Source organism: Butyrivibrio sp. VCB2006 (genome assembly GCF_000420945.1).
GTDB lineage: Bacteria > Bacillota > Clostridia > Lachnospirales > Lachnospiraceae > Butyrivibrio.
Genome location: NZ_ATVX01000016.1, coordinates 75,519 through 93,325 on the forward strand (window position 1 = coordinate 75,519; position 17,807 = coordinate 93,325).

The window sequence follows — 17,807 nt, forward strand, 5'->3', positions numbered from 1 at the left end:
GAAAACATTAGTTATTTTCTAAGTTACTTTCTTAGATATTTTCTGCTTTTACGCCTTCTGTCTTGATAATGAATTTAACACTGCACTTCTCATCAGCATTTGCTCCACCGAATGATGTATAGCTTGCTCCGGCTTCCTGAATAGCTGTCATCTTATCAGCAAACTCAGTAAGATCTCCGTCAAATGCCTCGTAAATCTTCTTGATGCCTTCTTCGTCGAACTTGCATATACCATCAAGGAGTTCCTGTACACCATCATCAAGCTTCTTAGCGCCGTCGTTAAGCTCGCCTGCTCCGTCATAGAGCTCTTTTGCACCATCCATGAGCTTACCTGCGCCGTCATTCAGCTCTGCTGCTCCGCTGTTAAGTTCATCGGTTCCATCCTTAAGAGTTACTGTTCCATCCTTAAGCTTATCAGCACCATCCTTAAGCTGGCCTGCACCATCGTTAAGCTGGCCTGCTCCGCTCTTTAACTGGCTTGCACCGTCTCTAAGAGCACCGCTGTTAGCATTAAGAGTCTTGGTACCATTTGCAAGAGAAGCTGCTCCTTCGTCAAGCTGACCGATTCCTGCACTAAGTTTCTTTGTTCCTACAAGAAGCTGATCAAGACCTGCTGAAAGCGCTGCATTACCTTCGGATAACTGTTTTGCACCTTCTACAGCAGCTGCAAACTGATTAATAGAGTTCTCATCAAGCTGCAAATTATTGAGCTGAACAAGAAGATTTCCAAGAGTTGTATTAACAGCACCTGTAACGCCAACAAGCTGTGCGTATGCTGCAAGGCCTTTTGAATACAGCTTCATATCATCGCTATTCATAACCATGGCCTTAACTTCCTCATTTGCCATGATCAGAGCCATAGCCTCTTTATTAGAAAGGAGAAGGGCCATTGACTGCTCATTTGAAAGGACATTGCTAAGAAGTTCTTTGTCACCAAGGATCATCTTTATAACTTCAGGATCCTGAATAAGACTGTTCATAAGGTTCTTATCACTTAAAATCTTGCTCATAAGAGCCTTATTTGAAGTGATCATTCCGACAACTTTTTCATCACTCATAAGTTTTGCAAGAATAGCCTCATTTGACATAATCTTATTAAGGACTTTTTCATCGCTCATAAGCTTAGTCATTACAGCTTCGTTGGATGTTATCATATCCAAAACCTTCTCATCACCAAGAAGCTTAGCAAGGATATCTGAATTTCCGGTAATCTTGGCAAGTACTGCAGGATTGGATAACATCTGCCCCATAAGCTCCTCATTATTTAAAAGAGCTGACTGAACACTAGGGTCTGCAAGGATCTGTCCAAGAAGAGCCTGGTCACCAAGAACGCACTTAACAGCTGCTACTTTGCCCTGTTCTGTTCCAAGGAATGCTGCAAGCTGTTCCTCTGTAACTGTAGTTTCAGAGCTACCTGATGATTCTTTACTTCCTTCAGACTCTCCATTTCCTTCTGATCCCTTGGCTATTTCCTGGTTTTCTTCTGACTTACTGCTATCCTCTGATGCCTGGTCGTTATTTTCTGACTCTCTATTTTCAGGATTTTCCTGATTATCTGCCGGCTTGTTTTCAGGAGAGGTCTCTTCCTCCTGATGTCCGTCGCCTGCAGGATCCCCACCGTTTTCTTCTGGCTGCTGTGTATCTTGCTCTGTGCTGCCGGAACCTGCAGCATCTTCTGATTCAGGCGCATCAATTGTTCCGCCTGTAACTGTTGTTTCATTCTCATCTCCGTTATCCTGCTGTGAAACAACCATTACAGGAGCTGTGACAGTTACATATGGAAGGCCGATTGCCTTCATCTGTTCAGCTGTTTCTTTATTTGCAATTTCTCCGTTGGATAATGTTTTAAGGAGGTCTGCACAAGCCTCATATGTTCCACCCTGATCTGTCAGGTACATGTAAGCAGCAGAGTACTGCGCATACTCATTAACAAGAGTACCCTTCATAGCAAGCACTTTGCTGGCACCGCTGATTTTCAGACCGGCATCAGCCAAACCACTGTAAAGTGTTTTGGAACCCTCAGTAAGTTTATCTGCTCCACCCTTAAGTGTCTCAACACCTGTAACAGCATCCTTAGAACCATCCTTAAGCTTACCTGTTCCCTGAGCAAGCTGAGCCGCACCGTCATTAACCTTGGAAACTCCATCAGTATATGCTACAACGCCGTCATAGAGACTTCCTGTTCCGTCATAGAGCTTACCGGTACCGTCCTTAAGTGTATTTACACCGTCAGCAAGCTGTCCTGCTCCATCTACAAGCTTTCCTGCTCCGTCAGCAAGTTTGCCTGTTCCATCTACAAGCCTTCCTGTTCCGTCCTTGAGGTCCTTGGTTCCATCGTAAAGCTGTGATGTGCCATCATAAAGCTCTGTAGTACCATCGTAGAGCTTACCTGTGCCGTCCTTAAGTTCTCCTGCTCCGTCTACAAGCTTATTGGAACCATCGTTAAGCTCATTCATATCGTCCTTGAGCTCATCAATCTTATCTGAGTCTGTAAGGTCTGCTGCGCCAAAGTCTGAAAGAATATCTGAACTTGCCATAGTGATTGTCATACCAAGTTCAAAGTCTGTTGTATCAGCTGTGATCTCAAAAGCGTTTGAAAGCTTTTCCTGAATCTCTTCTGAATCTTCAAGTTCATCCCACTTATCATCTGAGATGTTAAGAGACTCTTTCAAGCCCGGAAGAGCTACACCCATAACAATGTAGTTGCCTCCATCAGAGATGATCTTACCATTTGAGATTTCTACATTTGAAAACTTGTCAGCATCCAACATCATGCCTGAAACCATAGCAAATGGTGTATAAACCTCGATGTCCTTGCCGTCTACATCTACTGTCTGCTTAGCCTTGTTGTCATATTCAAAACGGATTGTAACTCTTCCGGACTTGCCTGCAAGTTCCTCAGGTTCAATTTCTTTTCCATCTAATGTGTATGTGATCTTCATATCAACAGGAAGCTCTTTGTCTGTAGTTCCCTGGTAGTAGATATCTGATCCTTCTGCATCCCAGGTCAGAGTTCCGTCGCCGTTTTCTGTGAAGGTCTCAGATCCCTTAACATTTACGATATCCTTAAGTTCTGATGTATCGGAAAGCTCTGTAGAAGCATTTGCATTCTTGAGCCACTCACTTACTATTACGTTGTTAACTGCACCGCTGGCATTAGCTGTAACATATACAGTTTCTACCTTACCGGCCTCCTCTGACGACATTGCATTTGATGCTCTTGTCATAAGAGTATTCTCAAGCTGCTGTTCCTGAGCAGTTTCTACTACTGCTGATGCAGATTCTGTACTTGCTGAATTGGAGCCACATGCTACTGTCATAACAGCCATCATGCATGCCATTATTACTGAAATTGATCTTAAAAGATTCTTCTTAACCATACTCTCCTCTTTTCCGGCCCGTGGCCATTCTATTTACAATAATTTAATTCTTATTCTCAAGCTACTTTGTGAATGTGATGGTGATGATGATGATGTCCATCGCCGCCATGAGGCCTTAACACATCCTTATTCATGCCGAATGTTGTTCTCATGATCAATCCGTCAAAGATCATGTACATAGCAGGAAGTACAAGGATAACAGTGAACATACTGATAATCGCGCCTCTCGCCATCAGGTTACACAGTGAACCGATCATATCAATGCTGGAAATAAGTCCTACACCAAAGGTTGCTGCAAAGAATGAAAGAGCACTTACTATTACTGACTTCATACAGGTTGTAAGAGTTATAAGCACAGATTCTTTCTTGTCATGACCTGCATTCCTCTCATTGAGGTATCTTGTTGTCATGAGGATAGCGTAGTCAACTGTAGCTCCCAGCTGGATTGTTCCGATTACGACAGATGAAATGAAAGGAATCGTTGTCTGTGTGTAATATGGAAGACCCATGTTTACAAAAATCGCAAACTCAATAACTGAAACCAGGATAAATGGAAGTGATACTGATTTAAGTACAAATGCGATGATCAGGAATACAAGTCCGATTGAAACCGCATTGACTACCTGGAAATCATGGTTTGTGATATTGATAAGATCCTTGGTACAAGGAGCTTCACCAACAACCATTGCCTTAGGGTCATATTTCTTAACAATCTTATCTACTGATGTGATCTGATTGTTAATCTCATCGGAGGCAATCTTATAATCTGTTGTTAAAAGAACCATCTTCCATTCGTCACTCTCAAGATCTGAAAGAAGATCTTCCGGAATAAACTCTCTTGGGAAGCTTGGTCCAAGTAATGAATCTGTACCAAGTACTGAAAGAATTCCGTCTGTATTCTCAAGTTCGTGGATCATCTGATTCATCTGTGCTGTATCAAGATTCTTATCCACAAGAAGCATATATGCTGAGTTCATATCGAACTCTTCATCAACCTTATTGGCTCCCTGAACGCTCTCAAGGGTATCAGGAAGAGTCTGTGTCAAATCGTAATAAACGCTTGTATGGTTGTTTCCGTATACTGCCGGAAATATAAGCGCCAGGAAAATTGCAAAGAATACTAAATAGTGCTTGGATACAAACTGCGGTATCTTAACAAACTCCGGCATAAGCGGCTTATGTTTGGTCTTCTCAATAAGATTGTCGAAAACAAGGATCATACTTGGAAGGATTGTTACACAACCGATAACTCCAAATACAACACCCTTTGCCATAACAACTCCCAGGTCAAGGCCCAGTGTGAAGCTCATGAAGCAAAGAGCTATGAATCCGGCAATTGTTGTGATTGAACTTCCTATTACTGAAGTGAAGGTCGCTGAGATGGCTTTTGCCATAGCGTCCTTTTTATCATCATTCTGTGCAAGTTCCTCCTGATAGCTGTGCCACAAGAAGATTGAATAGTCCAATGTAACACCCAGCTGAAGGACAGCACTAAGTGACTGTGTAATAAAGGAAATCTCACCTTTAAATACGTTGGTTCCCATGTTGTAAACAATTGCCATTCCTATACTTAGAATGAAGAACAATGGGATAAGGTAAGAATCCATTGTCAGTGAAAGAACTATAACCGCAAGAAGTACTGCAATACCTACATAAATAGGTGTCTCTTTTTCTGCCATGTTCTTGGTATCTGTAACGATGGCGCTCATACCAGCCATGAAGCACTGCTTGTTGGATACCTTTCTGATATCCTCGATGGCCTGCATAGTACCGTCTGAAGAAGTACCCTCATCAAAAACTATAAACATCATTGTGGCGTTATCGCTGTTAAAGGCCTCATAAACCTTGTCTGGAAGCATCTCCATAGGAACTGAGATATCCATAACAGAGTCATACCAGATAACATCAGCAACATGATCTACCTTCTCTATTTCTGCCTTGAGGCCTGATACTGTCTTCTCATCCATACCTTCTGCCACATAAAGGACGAATGCACCGGTTCCAAACTGATCAAGCAGAATGTCCTGTCCCTTCATGGTCTCGATGTCTCCCGGCAGATATGTCAGGATGTCGTAATTAACTCTTGTGTTGAAGTATCCAATTGCTGACGGAATAAGGAGTGCGAACGCAACAATCAGAATCACATACCTTAGCTTTACAATTAAATGTGAAAGCTTATTCATAACTCTTCCTCCTCTGAAATAATTTATCCACGGTCAGATAAATTTTTGAAATTTATTATTGACCGTTGGTCATTTTCTATGTATGGTATAACATATAAATGACCGTTGGTCAATATTTTTAGAAAATTTTTACAATTTAAAAGTTTCCGAGTGAAATAAAATACTATATCTGACGCAAATGCGTTCATCCAATATCTTATAAGGCAATAATTTACTGCATGTGTTACAATTAAAGCGGATAAAACATGAATTATAATTTCATCCGGAACGGATAAGGAAATCAAAATGGGAAAAGCGGACCAAAATAAGAAACTTAAGATGGAGAGTCTTCTTAATACTTCCTTTGAGCTATTCACTTCACAGGGAATAAACAAGACCTCCATTCAGGACATAGTAAATAAGGCAGGAGTTGCCAAGGGCACCTTCTACCTTTATTTCAAAGACAAATATGATATAAGAAACAGACTGATTGCCCACAAATCCAGTCAGCTGTTCATGCAGGCTTACAATGCTCTTCAGGAAAAAAATATAGAGAATTTTGAAGACAGACTTATCTTTATTATGGATTATGTTCTGGACGAACTTGAAGCTAACAAAGGACTTCTTGCCTTCATATATAAAGACCTTTCCTGGGCAGTATTCAAAAAAGCCCTCACCACCCCAATGAGCAGTGAGGACGTAGATTTTGGTGAAATTTATCGTAAGATGGTGGAGGAATCCGGCCTTAAGTTTTCTGATGCCGAGATCATGCTCTTCATGATAATCGAGCTTGTTGGATCCACAGGTTACAGTTCCATCATGTACAACGATCCGATTTCTCTAAAAGAGCTGAAACCTCACCTAGAACGAACAGCAAGAAGCATCATAAAGCAGTTTACGATGGAATAAAACAAATATCGGGCGTGACACAAATCGTGTCACGCCCGTTTTGCTTAATTTTTTTACTTAATTTATTGATGCTGCATTTGATTTATCAACAGGTGAAAATGGAACCCATACATATTTTTTATCTTCAGATGCACCTTCCACGCTGCTGAGGTCTCCACCGCTTCCAAGGACCTTGGCTGCTTCAACCGCTGCTGCTCCCTGTCCCTTGGCATCCTGAAGAACTGTGAAAGCCATTTCTCCTGCCAGGATAGAAGCACAGCCATCTGCTGTAGCATCAACTCCGGCTACAGGAATCTTGCTGTAGTCCAGTCCAAAATCCTTAAGCCCCTGAACTGCTCCCAGAGCCATAGTATCATTATTACAGAAGATAGCATCAACATTCTGGCCAGTTTTCATGAATATAGCGAACTTGCTTCTGGCCTCTACATCAGACCAGTTAGCCGTATCCACAAATACATAATTAGCAGCGCACCCGTTTGCTCTAAGTGTCTCTTTTACCGATTTGGTTCTTCCAATAGTTCCTGAATGTCCGATTTCTCCCTCAAAAATAATAACGTCAAGTGTCTTGGGATTTCCGAGTTGTTTGAGGACATATTCTGCCTGATACTGCCCGGCCTGATACTCATCGGAACCAACAAATATATACTTGCTGCCTTCTAGGTGCGAATCCGAAGGCTGATTGTTGACATATACAATTGGCAGATCATTGGAAGCAACATTCATCTGAAGTGCAGTACTGGCATCTCCGGGTCTTAGGATAATGGCTGTATATCCCGAAGCTTTGGCACTTGTAATAAGATTTGCCTCAGTTTCTGCATTTCCGCCTGTTTCTACATAATCAATTGCAACTCCCTGGCTCTTTGCAGCAGCCATGATGGCATCTGTAAGCGTTGCTCTGTAGTTATCCTCTACATCTGTCATCATAAAAAGTATCTTGGAACTGCCGGCTGATCCACCGCCTCCGGATGAAGCTGTATTTGATGAACATCCTATTATACTGCTCCCTACTAATACAGCAGTTAAAAGACATGTAGTTATTTTCCTGATCATATGGTTATTACCCATTACCTAACCTCCTGAGTTAATGGACATGACACGTAGTTGCTCCTGCTTGCATCGTGTCACGGTAACTATGTTTCCATAAATAGTCCAAATCAAATACGCTTCTTAGATCTTGAACTTCTGTACATAGGATGTAAGTGTCTGAGAAGTTCCCGCAAGTTCGTGGGAATTATCAGCCACATCCTGGCTGCTCTTTGTGATATTGTTAGCCATTTCAACCATATTCTCTGATGTAGCAAGGATTTCATCAGCACTTGCTGCCTGTTCCTCGGAAATAGCGGCAACATTTGTTGCTACGTCGTCAACCTTTTCTATATCAGTTATCATGGCTTCGATCAGGCCATTAGACTCCTGAATATTGTTATAAATGCGGTCAAAAGTATCTACCGCTACACCTATAAGTTCGCTGTTTTCCTTGATATTGTCAGCGCTTTCGTGAGCCTGCTCAACCGCGTCTTCAATCAGTTTATGCACTTCCTCGATAAGATTAGAAATATTCTGGGCACTTTCAGCTGACGTCTGTGCCAGCTTACCAATCTGTGTGGCAACAACAGCAAAGCCCTTACCTGCTTCGCCGGCTCTTGCTGCCTCTATGCTTGCATTAAGTGATAAGAGATTTGTCTCTTCTGCAATTTCACCGATCATGCCGACAATATTAGTGATTTCTTCTGATGCAGTACCAACCTTATTGATTGACTCTACAAGCTTTTCATTGGACTGGGCGATACCTTCCATGGCAACATTTAGTTTCTCCATGTCATCTCTGCCCTTCTGGGATATTCCAACAGTTTCCTTCATGCTCTCATCAGCTTTTTCACTGTTATCTCTGGTATCAGCAACTACCTGAGCAAGGACTGTAGCGTTCTGGGCAATATCATTGACAGCTGTTGCAAGCTGATCTACAGTCTCGTTCAGCTGCTGCATTGCTTCTGCCTGAGACTGTGATGCTTCAAACATTGTTCTTGATACCATGTCGGAATTATCAGATTCGGACTGGAGCTTATCTGATTCTTCACTGATACTTGCAAGCATCTTTCTCATGCTGTTTACAAAGTCTGATACTTTACTTCCCATTACGCCAATCTCATCATCACTTGATGAATCAACTTCAATCGTAAAGTCACCCTCAGACATGGCAGAAATATTGTTAGAAATATTCGAAAGAGGTGCAATAACCTTTTTAACAACAAACAGGATCAGAATTGTGATGAGAATTATTGCTACTCCACCAACCACAAAGAGGAGCATTCCAATCTGCGATACTGTACTCATGATAACGTTAGTCGGAATATAGGATACAAGAACCCAATCAGTTCCCTGTACCTCGTCAAAAGCAACAACGTAATCACCTATTTCTTTACTTGAAAGGTCACCGCTTGAAATAGATTTAGCTGCGCCTGCCAAAAGAGTATCTGAAGTACTCTCTGAAAGAGTGGTATTAACTATATTAAAATCTCTGTGTGCAAGGATCTTGTAATCATTAGTATCAACAAGGAAGGAGCTTGCCTTATTCATCTTAACGCCGGAGTTAACAATGATACTGATCTTGTTAAGGGAAACGTCAGCACCTATTACCTTGATCTCATCAGAACCATCATCTATGATACCTGTAGCACTTATAACTGTTTCGCCCTCAGCATTTGTATAGGCTGTTCCATAGGCCATCTGAACCCTAGAAATACCCTGCTTATACCAGGTGCTTCCAAGAACATCTTTTTCATCCATGTCAGCATCCTTGGCCTTATAGAATCTGCCACTTGCAGTTCCAATATAAAAGCCTTTGGGAGAGTTTGAATTATAACCATAATATGTATCAAGGAAAGACTCATAATCTGCCTCTTCTATTCCCTGGCTTTCCAAAGTATGCTTGACCGTATTAAAATAGCGCAGGTTCTCATCAAGCCAGGATTCAATATTATCAGACTGGTTAGAAATAGAAGATTCCAAAGTCTCAGTAGCCATCTCTGACATTCTGTTCTTGGATAAAGTAGCAGCTATATTCACAAGAATAAGCACTGTTATAATGACAACAGGTAAGATGTACATTAAGAGCTTAGAACTGATCTTCTTGTTCTTTTTTCGTACAACAGATTCTTTTCCTTTTGCTGATCCATTATTATTCATTTCTACCCTCCGGGAATGATAAAGGTGCATTTTCGCACAAAAATTGCACATTGGAGAAGCAAAAACTCTTCCAATGTGCAATAATTATATCATTATACCGTGAATAATAATCACAATTTCGTATTATTTCACTATTTTTTAAGAATAATTATATCAATTCAAGTGCCAGATATCGCGGTTGTACTCAGCAATAGTACGGTCTGATGAGAAATATCCAGCCTTGGCAATGTTAGTGAGCATCATCTTCTTCCACTTATCGCGCTTCTCATAATCTGCAAAGATCTCATCCTTCTTGGCAATGTAGCTCTCAAGATCGATAAGAGTCATGAACCAGTCCTTATTAAGGAGCTCATTGTAAAGCCTTTCAAGGTTCTCCTTGTGACCAACCTTGAGGCACTCCTTGCTGACGATGAAATCTACTGCTTCCTTGATAACCTTGCTCTTCTTGTAGTAATCCTTGGATACATAGTCAGCCTTCTTGTAATGCTCAATAACTTCATCAGCCTTAACACCAAAGATGTAGATATTGTCATCACCTACAAGCTCATGGATCTCAACATTAGCACCATCATCTGTTCCAAGAGTAACAGCGCCGTTTAACATGAACTTCATGTTACTTGTTCCTGATGCTTCCTTGGATGCAAGTGAAATCTGCTCAGATACATCACATGCAGGGATAAGCTTCTCAGCATAGCTTACGTTGTAGTTCTCAACCATGATAACCTTCATATACTTGTTAACATCAGGATCGTTGTTGATGATTTCCTGAAGAACAAGAAGAAGATGAATGATATCCTTAGCAATTACGTATGCAGGAGCTGCCTTGGCACCAAAGATAAATGTAAGAGGTCTTGCTGGCTTCTTGCCGCCCTTGATCTCAAGATATTTATGAATGATGTAAAGAGCATTCATCTGCTGTCTCTTGTACTCGTGAAGTCTCTTAACCTGAATATCAAAGATAGAATCAGGATCAACTTCTACGTTCTCATGCTCCTTAAGGTAAGCAGCAAGTTCTTTTTTCTTGCCCATCTTGATAGCCTCGAGCTGATCAAGAACTTCCTGGTCATCAATGTGCTCAAGGAGCTTCTCAAGCTTATTAGCATCCTTCTTGAAGCCATCTCCGATTGTCTGAGAGAGGAAATCGGCCAGTGGATGGTTACATGAAAGAAGCCATCTACGGAAGGTGATGCCGTTGGTCTTATTGTTAAACTTCTCCGGATAGAGCTTGTAGAAGTCGTTGAGCTCACTGTCTTTAAGGATGTCTGTATGGATAGCTGCAACACCATTTATTGAGAAACCATAGTGAATGTCAATAAATGCCATGTGCACCTTCTTGTCCTTATCGATGATCTGAACCTTAGGGTTCTTGTACTTAGCGCGGATTCTCTTATCAAGCTCCTTGATGTAAGGAACAAGCTGAGGAACAACCTTCTCAAGATACTTAAGAGGCCATGTTTCAAGAGCCTCTGCAAGGATTGTGTGGTTAGTATAAGCACAAGTCTTGCTAACTACATCAATGGCATCATCCATAGAGAATGCCTTTTCCTCAACAAGAATTCTGATAAGCTCAGGAATGATCATTGTAGGATGTGTATCGTTGATCTGAATAACTGCATGGTTATTGAGTTCGTGAAGGTCATACTGACGCTCTTTCTGTTCTCTCAAGATGAGCTGTGCCGCATTGGATACAAGGAAGTACTCCTGATAAATTCTAAGAAGATTTCCTGCCTCATCTGAGTCATCCGGATAGAGGAAAAGAGTAAGATTCTTGTCAATTTTGGTTTTGTCAAAATCGATGCCCTTCTTAACAAGGCTCTCATCAATTGATTCAATATCAAAAAGACGAAGCTTATTAACTCCTGTATCATAGCCCACAACGTCCATGTTGTAGAGACGTGATACTACCTTCTTGTCGCCAAAAGATACTTCGAAGGTTGTATCTGTCTTCTCAAGCCAGGACTGTTCCTCGATCCAGTCATTCTTCTCAGCATTCTGAAGATGATCCTTGAACACCTGCTTAAAAAGACCAAAGTGATAATTAAGACCGATTCCTTCACCTGCAAGTCCAAGTGTTGCTATTGAATCAAGGAAGCATGCTGCAAGTCTTCCAAGACCGCCATTACCAAGAGATGGCTCTGGCTCGCACTCTTCGATCTGTGCAAGAGACTTGCCGTTCTTCTCAAGGATTGCCTTAACTCTGTCATATACTCTCAAATTGATAAGGTTATTGGAAAGAAGCTTACCAATGAGGAATTCCATAGAAATGTAGTAAACCTTTTTCTCCCCGTTATAAACTTCTGCTACGTCCATAAGACGTGTTGTCATATCAAGAAGTACAAAGTATGTTTCACGATCTGTGCACTCCTTAAGTGACTTGCCGTATTTCTCCTGGGCAATTCCCTCAAGCTGCTCCTCAAGGTTAAGTACCAGTACGTCGCGTTGCATGTTTGTGTGCTTTGACATGTTTGTTTCTCCTCTCGTTACTTAACTGTATATGTTTTGGAAAACGTTTTCTTTAATCGATGTTAATACCTTATCACAGGAAAACGTTTTCCGCAAGTACTTTTTTACACAATAATATCTTCGTACTTAATTCGTACCAATTCGTGCGGCATCTTGACGTTTCTCCCCTTTTCTCCCGATAGAAGTCTGTTCAGTTCTTCAATTGCTCTCTCAGAAATCTGTACAAAATCCTGTTTGACAGTATTCATCTGTTTTCCTACATATCCCATCAGGATGATACCGTCAAAGCCACAGACCGGACGGAAAATGTCCATATCTATAAGTGCCTTCATGGCTCCGATGGCCATAAGGTCAGAAGCGCATACTACGCAGTCATTATTCTTGGAATAACGCATTGTAAGTTCCCTGGCTCTCAGCTCAGAGAAATTACCATTTCTTACGGTTAACTTAAGCTTCTTTTCTGTGCAGAGCTTCTTGATTCCTTCAAGCCTTTCTGCTGTTATATAGCCATTTTCTTCACCTGCCAGATACAATATCTTTTTGCATTTATTCTCTGTGATTGTCTTCTTGGCTATATCATATTGTGCTTTCTTTTGATCAACACCCACACAGGAGGTGGTCTCATTCACCATAGGTGCATCGATTACTACGATCTTGAACCTGCCACTGTCTATAAGTTTATGCAGTACCCTATCCTTAGTGGTGAGGCCACAGATGATGATTCCCCTGATTCCCTGAGACTCAAAGTAGTTTGTTACTTCATCCACTGTCATGTCTTCTATCATGGAATGAAAAACAGTGATCACATCCATCTGGAGCTCTTTGGCCTTGTGCACTGCTCCGGAAATATATTGCATGTTAATTTCGTCACTGGCTGAAGTATCCAAATTGAGCTTAAGAAGCAGCGCCACTCTTCCTGTTTTCTTGGATGACAGTGTTGCTGCCACAGCATTGGGCACAAACCCCAGTCTATCCACAACCTCGTTAACCTTTTTCCTGGTTGATTCACTCACATTAGGATAATTATTCAAGACCTTAGAGACGGTAGAGATGGCAACCCCCGCTTCTCTGGCTACGTCTTTTATTGAAACCATTTTTCCCTCACATTATCTGCACTGTCATTTATAACAGGTCATATTTTCGGAAAGCGTTTTCCGAACACTTCTATCTTACAATCATAGGCGGCATTTGTCTATTAAGAATTGTTCACTCATACCACTTAGTAAAATATGTTACTGCGCAGCCCGGAATTTTTTTACTCTCATAAGTACAGTCATCAGCACGCTTATACAGATTTTCGAAAGAGAAGGTATCATCAGGCTGATAGAATGCCACGCCTAAGCTTATGCTGATTTGCCTACCTTTTATTTCTTCGAGATTTATTTTCTCAATAGCCTCTATAAATCTTCTGATAATCGGATCGCCATCTTCTTTTCCAAGAACTCCCGGTGCAAATACTGCAAACTCATCGCCTCCAAGACGCATAACTATATCTCTTTCCCTGAAGGAATGCTTCATGGTATCGGCAATTGCTACAAGCACACAGTCGCCGGCATCATGACCAAAGGTATCATTTATGCTCTTAAACTTATCCGCATCGAACAAAATGAACATGCCACCTTTGCCAACACGCATAAGCTTTCTGATTTTTTTCTCGCCACTGCCGCGGTTATTTATTCCCGTAAGCTGATCTGTTTCAGCCAGATACTGCAATCTGTCTCTGTATCTCTTTTCATCATCAATCATCTCAACAGCCCACAGAGCAGTCTTAAGAGAGCCATCCTTGTTCCTTTCAACCGCTACAAATCTTCCTCTAAACCATAGGTGCTCATAATTCAGGAACTCAATGGAGATTGTTTCTTTTCCCTTCATTCTCTCATTAAGGGTCTTTAGATCAGTAAATTCCAGAACTTCCTCCAGATTCCTCTGCTCAGTCACCTCTCTCATGGCATCCCATATGATCCGTGCTGCTTCGGTTCGCTTTTCTCCTACAACGGCCGCCACTTTATATTCATGGCAAAAGAGCTGTTCAAAGGAATCTTCTTCCATATCTATCTTATAAAGTGTGATATAGATATTGGCCATAGCTTCCAGGCTCTCATAGTCATCCTGGGCTTTAATAAGTCTTCCAGCCATCAAAATGATCAGCGCTATGATAAAAATCGTTAAAAGAGCTATCACTATAACACTCAGAATTGCAAAGTGTCCCAGTGTTTTGAACAATATGTTCACATTGGTAATAGTAAATGCAGTCCATCCATATTTGATATCCTGCAGTGAAATAAGATATTTTTCGCCTTCTATGGTGGTTACAAAGTAGCTCTGATTACTTTTTTGCCAGCTTGCATAGAAATCTCTTCTACTCTGTTTATCATCTGTTTGGTAATTAAGCCCTGCTTCACCTTTTACTGAACATGCTATAACGTTGCCTTTGGCATCCATGACCATAATGTCATGATCATTGTAATTATCTGCCAAAGTATTGGTTAGTCTCTGAAAACCGCTAAGATCAATATCCGCGGCAACCACATCAGTGCCACTCTCAAGCGCTTTGGTAACCGTGACAATCAAAGCCTTTGTTCTGGCATCTACATAGGGCTCAACCATAACAATATTGCCGTCTGCATCAACAGCTTCTTTGTACCATATCCTCTGTGTAGGATCATAGCCCTCATAAGGAGTCCAGTTATAACCATCGTTATACTCACCGTCTATATATCCATAGAGGCCGTCTGTATCCTCCATAACTACATTTGAGCGATCTGCTGACTGTATTTCCAGATACTTGTGAATGGTATCATGGTCTGCACCCTGGTCCACAAGATACTCGACACCTTCAGCAGACGTAACTACCAACATTTCTACCTTATCAAGATAGTCATCGAATTCTTTAGACAATTCCGCTGCCTTCATGGCATCTTCTACATGTATCATCTCATAGCGGATTTTCAAGTAATTATCCACCGCAAACAAAGCAAAAAAGCAGAACAACAAAGGGACAATTATCAACAGAATAACTGTCCTTGGTCCTGCTTTCTTAATTTGCCTTCTAATGAAACGAAATCTCTTTCCCATAATCACCCATTCTAATCATGACAATTACGTGCATTACCATTATTATAAGTGCAAAAGAGATGTTGTTTATTGAAAAGCGATTATTTTTTTGTTAAAAAATGATTAAACAATGATTGGTCCAACGTATCTCTGCCATCAGCGAAGGGAGCTCAAAATGTAGTTCCAAATCTCAGTGGTAGGCTGCGGATGGTAGTGAATACCGTCCTCCGGACTGATATATAGATTTCCGTTTCCGGCAATATAAGAGTATAGGTCAATAACCTTAACGCCGTTGTTTGAAGCCCAGTTTATAAGTGCACTGTTGTAGGCCTGCTGCCTTTCGTTAGTGTAATATTCCCTGTCAAAATCATTGGCAAGAGTATTGTTGTCAGTTGGGCCAACCGTGCACACTACTATCTGCTTGCCGTTAGCCAAAAGACTGTTGTAAAAGGATTCATAGGGACTGAAATTACCGTAATCATTGCATCCCATCCAGGTTACAAGAGTATCGAAATTATCCCATCCGTATGAATTAACCGCGTTCATCATATAGTCACTTTGGCAGGCATCTCTGCAAAATACAGGAATTCCATCGTGGGACTCACCCCAAATTTCATTTCTGTCACTGTAAAACATATCTACAGTTCGTGAATCGCCTGTAAAAATAATGCGGCCGTAGTCTACTGTTCGGGGTGCGGAAGTCTGCGGAACTTCTGCAAGAGTTTCTGTATTACCTGATTCATCAAAAAATATGATAGTTTCTTTTGATTCTGAGGATGACTCTTTCGCTGCAGATTCTTTTGATGATCCGGTATCTGCAAGGTCTTCATTTTTAGCATCTTCTGTATTTTCAGTATCGTCTATTTTACTGGTGGTTTCCGATGCTGAGCTGTCTGAGGAAGAAGCTTTTTCTTCTTTATTAGCTTTTTCTGCGGATTTGTCTTCACTGCTCTTATCTATTTTAGGTTTGTCCTCATTACTATTATCTACAATAGTTTTTACATCTACTGAAAATTCACTGGCAGCTTCAACTGATATTTCTGCAGATGAACTCATAGAAGGTTCTGCCGCATAGTACACCATTGATGCCGTTTTCCAGCATACAACCACCATTAGTATTGTTAATATGATTGGTAATACTCTCTTTTTCATTATCTCCTCCACGTACAGTCAAGAATCGCCCAAGACTTCTTAAATTAGATATCAAAAAAACAGGCTACTACTTACGATAAGTAGTAGCCTATTTCATTCTAATTGAAATAATCCTTATTTGGCAACAACTTTGGATCCCTTATGACGGTTAATTCCGCTGCAGCCGCCGGTCTTAATAATTTCTTTTACGAAAACATTCATAATGTCGCCGTAGCTTGTCTTGCCGTCCTTATCATAGCTTGATTCAAGTGAGGTGAACTCTCCGTCTTCATATACGATGGCCATTGAGTTTCCATCCTCAGTCTTCAAAAGAACCAGTGTCTTCTGGGCTGTTCTTACCTCTGTGTATTCATAATCCTCGCCATCAAGGAAGCTCTTGATATCTTCTACTGCGCCTGATATTGCATCTGATGCCTTTGCCATATCAAATTCCACTGGAATCTGCTCGGTATCTTCCATAGCCGGAATATCTTCTGTAAGAGCAGTCTCTTCAATTACAGGTGTTTCTTCTGTAAGTACAGGCTCCTCCATTGCTGGCATTTCTTCTGCAAGTACAGGTTCCTCCATTGCTGGCATTTCTTCTGCAAGTACTGGTTCCTCCATTGCTGGCATTTCTTCTGCAAGTACTGGTTCCTCCATTGCTGGCATTTCTTCCGGTGAAGGTTCTGTCAGTGCCTCAACCTCTGCATTAAGAATAGCATCAAGGTTCTCCGCAGGTGTTTCAGGCATTGGTGCATCTCCTGCCGCAATCATTGCTGCCATAACAGGATCAATATCTGCTTCAGGTGGAATTTCCACAGTCGGTACCTCTTCTACAGGCATTTCTTCTACAGGCATTTCTTCTACAGGCATTTCTTCTACAGGTGCTGCTTCTGTAGGGATTTCTTCTGTTGGTATTTCTTCTGTTGGCATTACTACAAGGATTTCCTGCTCTTCTGCAGGAATTTCTACAGGAGCTTCTGCTACAGGAGTTTCTTCTGCTACAGGTGCTTCCTCTGCTACAGGCACTTCCTCTGCTACAGGCACTTCTTCGGCTGGAGCTGCTTCAGCTGCTGCCATTGCTGCCATCATCGCATCCATATCTACAGGAGCCTCTTCTGCCGGGGCTTCTTCTGCAGGCGGTGCATCTACCAACGCATCCATAGGTATATCTGCTGGCATTTCTACTGCAGGTGCCTCTTCTACTAAAGGTGCTGTTTCTGCCGGTGCTGCTTCTACTACCGGCGCTGCTTCAACTGGTGCTGGTGCTGCCTCTGCTGCCGCCATCGCTGCCATAGCCGCATCAACATCTCCTGCTGTCTCTGCTGCAGGGGCTTCCTCTGCAGGCGGTGCATCTACCAATGCATCCATTGGAATATCTGCTGGCATCTCTACAGGAGGTGTCTCTTCTACTACAGGTGCCTCTTCTACTACAGGTGCTGCCTCTACTGGTGCTGCCTCTACAGGTGCTGCCTCTACTGGTGCTGCCTCTGCCGCTGCCATTGCTGCCATCATCGCATCCA

At 41.8% G+C, this 17,807-nt stretch carries 9 protein-coding genes and 1 pseudogene; 1 reads left to right on the forward strand and 9 read right to left on the reverse strand.

Annotation, left to right across the window (positions count from 1 at the left end):
• Positions 1-31: 31 nt before the first annotated feature.
• Both G613_RS18800 and G613_RS0114145 read right to left on the reverse strand, forming a co-directional pair.
• Positions 32-3,379 (reverse strand): hypothetical protein, encoded by a 3,348-nt coding sequence (locus G613_RS18800; protein WP_029233241.1) that lies wholly within the window; start codon positions 3,377-3,379, stop codon positions 32-34.
• A gap of 56 nt (positions 3,380-3,435) precedes the next feature.
• Positions 3,436-5,562 (reverse strand): efflux RND transporter permease subunit, encoded by a 2,127-nt coding sequence (locus G613_RS0114145; protein ID WP_029233242.1) that lies wholly within the window; start codon positions 5,560-5,562, stop codon positions 3,436-3,438.
• A 285-nt stretch (positions 5,563-5,847) separates the two neighbouring features.
• Here G613_RS0114145 and G613_RS0114150 point away from each other — a divergent pair, with 285 nt between their 5' ends.
• On the forward strand, positions 5,848-6,450 hold the full coding sequence (locus G613_RS0114150; RefSeq protein WP_029233243.1) for a TetR/AcrR family transcriptional regulator: 603 nt from the start codon (positions 5,848-5,850) through the stop codon (positions 6,448-6,450).
• 57 nt (positions 6,451-6,507) lie between these two features.
• On the opposite strand, the gene G613_RS0114155 is transcribed toward G613_RS0114150, so the two are convergent.
• The 7 genes and pseudogenes from G613_RS0114155 to G613_RS0114185 form a co-directional block, all read right to left on the reverse strand.
• The gene (locus G613_RS0114155; protein WP_081647907.1) at positions 6,508-7,515 is read right to left on the reverse strand and encodes a substrate-binding domain-containing protein; all 1,008 of its coding nucleotides are present in this window, start codon (positions 7,513-7,515) and stop codon (positions 6,508-6,510) included.
• A 102-nt stretch (positions 7,516-7,617) separates the two neighbouring features.
• On the reverse strand, positions 7,618-9,636 hold the full coding sequence (locus G613_RS0114160) for a methyl-accepting chemotaxis protein (protein ID WP_029233245.1): 2,019 nt from the start codon (positions 9,634-9,636) through the stop codon (positions 7,618-7,620).
• A gap of 153 nt (positions 9,637-9,789) precedes the next feature.
• A complete protein-coding gene (locus G613_RS0114165) occupies positions 9,790-12,099 on the reverse strand; it encodes a glycogen/starch/alpha-glucan phosphorylase (RefSeq protein ID WP_029233246.1) in 2,310 nt (769 codons plus the stop codon).
• A 104-nt stretch (positions 12,100-12,203) separates the two neighbouring features.
• Positions 12,204-13,193, reverse strand: a complete 990-nt coding sequence (locus tag G613_RS0114170) for a LacI family DNA-binding transcriptional regulator (protein WP_029233247.1) — start codon at positions 13,191-13,193, stop codon at positions 12,204-12,206.
• A 112-nt stretch (positions 13,194-13,305) separates the two neighbouring features.
• Complete coding sequence (locus tag G613_RS18805) at positions 13,306-15,174, reverse strand: sensor domain-containing diguanylate cyclase (RefSeq protein ID WP_029233248.1); 1,869 nt, start codon at positions 15,172-15,174, stop codon at positions 13,306-13,308.
• Between the two features lie 135 nt (positions 15,175-15,309).
• Positions 15,310-16,305, reverse strand: a complete 996-nt coding sequence (locus G613_RS0114180) for an SGNH/GDSL hydrolase family protein (RefSeq protein ID WP_029233249.1) — start codon at positions 16,303-16,305, stop codon at positions 15,310-15,312.
• A gap of 114 nt (positions 16,306-16,419) precedes the next feature.
• Positions 16,420-17,807, reverse strand: a pseudogene (locus G613_RS0114185) (hypothetical protein); the annotation flags it as partial.

Coding starts and splice junctions, on each gene's coding strand:
- G613_RS18800 (WP_029233241.1), bottom strand. CDS start 3,379: ATGGTTAAGAAGAATCTTTTAAGATCAATTTCAGTAATAATGGCATGC.
- G613_RS0114145 (WP_029233242.1), bottom strand. CDS start 5,562: ATGAATAAGCTTTCACATTTAATTGTAAAGCTAAGGTATGTGATTCTG.
- G613_RS0114150 (WP_029233243.1), top strand. CDS start 5,848: ATGGGAAAAGCGGACCAAAATAAGAAACTTAAGATGGAGAGTCTTCTT.
- G613_RS0114155 (WP_081647907.1), bottom strand. CDS start 7,515: ATGGGTAATAACCATATGATCAGGAAAATAACTACATGTCTTTTAACT.
- G613_RS0114160 (WP_029233245.1), bottom strand. CDS start 9,636: ATGAATAATAATGGATCAGCAAAAGGAAAAGAATCTGTTGTACGAAAA.
- G613_RS0114165 (WP_029233246.1), bottom strand. CDS start 12,099: ATGTCAAAGCACACAAACATGCAACGCGACGTACTGGTACTTAACCTT.
- G613_RS0114170 (WP_029233247.1), bottom strand. CDS start 13,193: ATGGTTTCAATAAAAGACGTAGCCAGAGAAGCGGGGGTTGCCATCTCT.
- G613_RS18805 (WP_029233248.1), bottom strand. CDS start 15,174: ATGGGAAAGAGATTTCGTTTCATTAGAAGGCAAATTAAGAAAGCAGGA.
- G613_RS0114180 (WP_029233249.1), bottom strand. CDS start 16,305: ATGAAAAAGAGAGTATTACCAATCATATTAACAATACTAATGGTGGTT.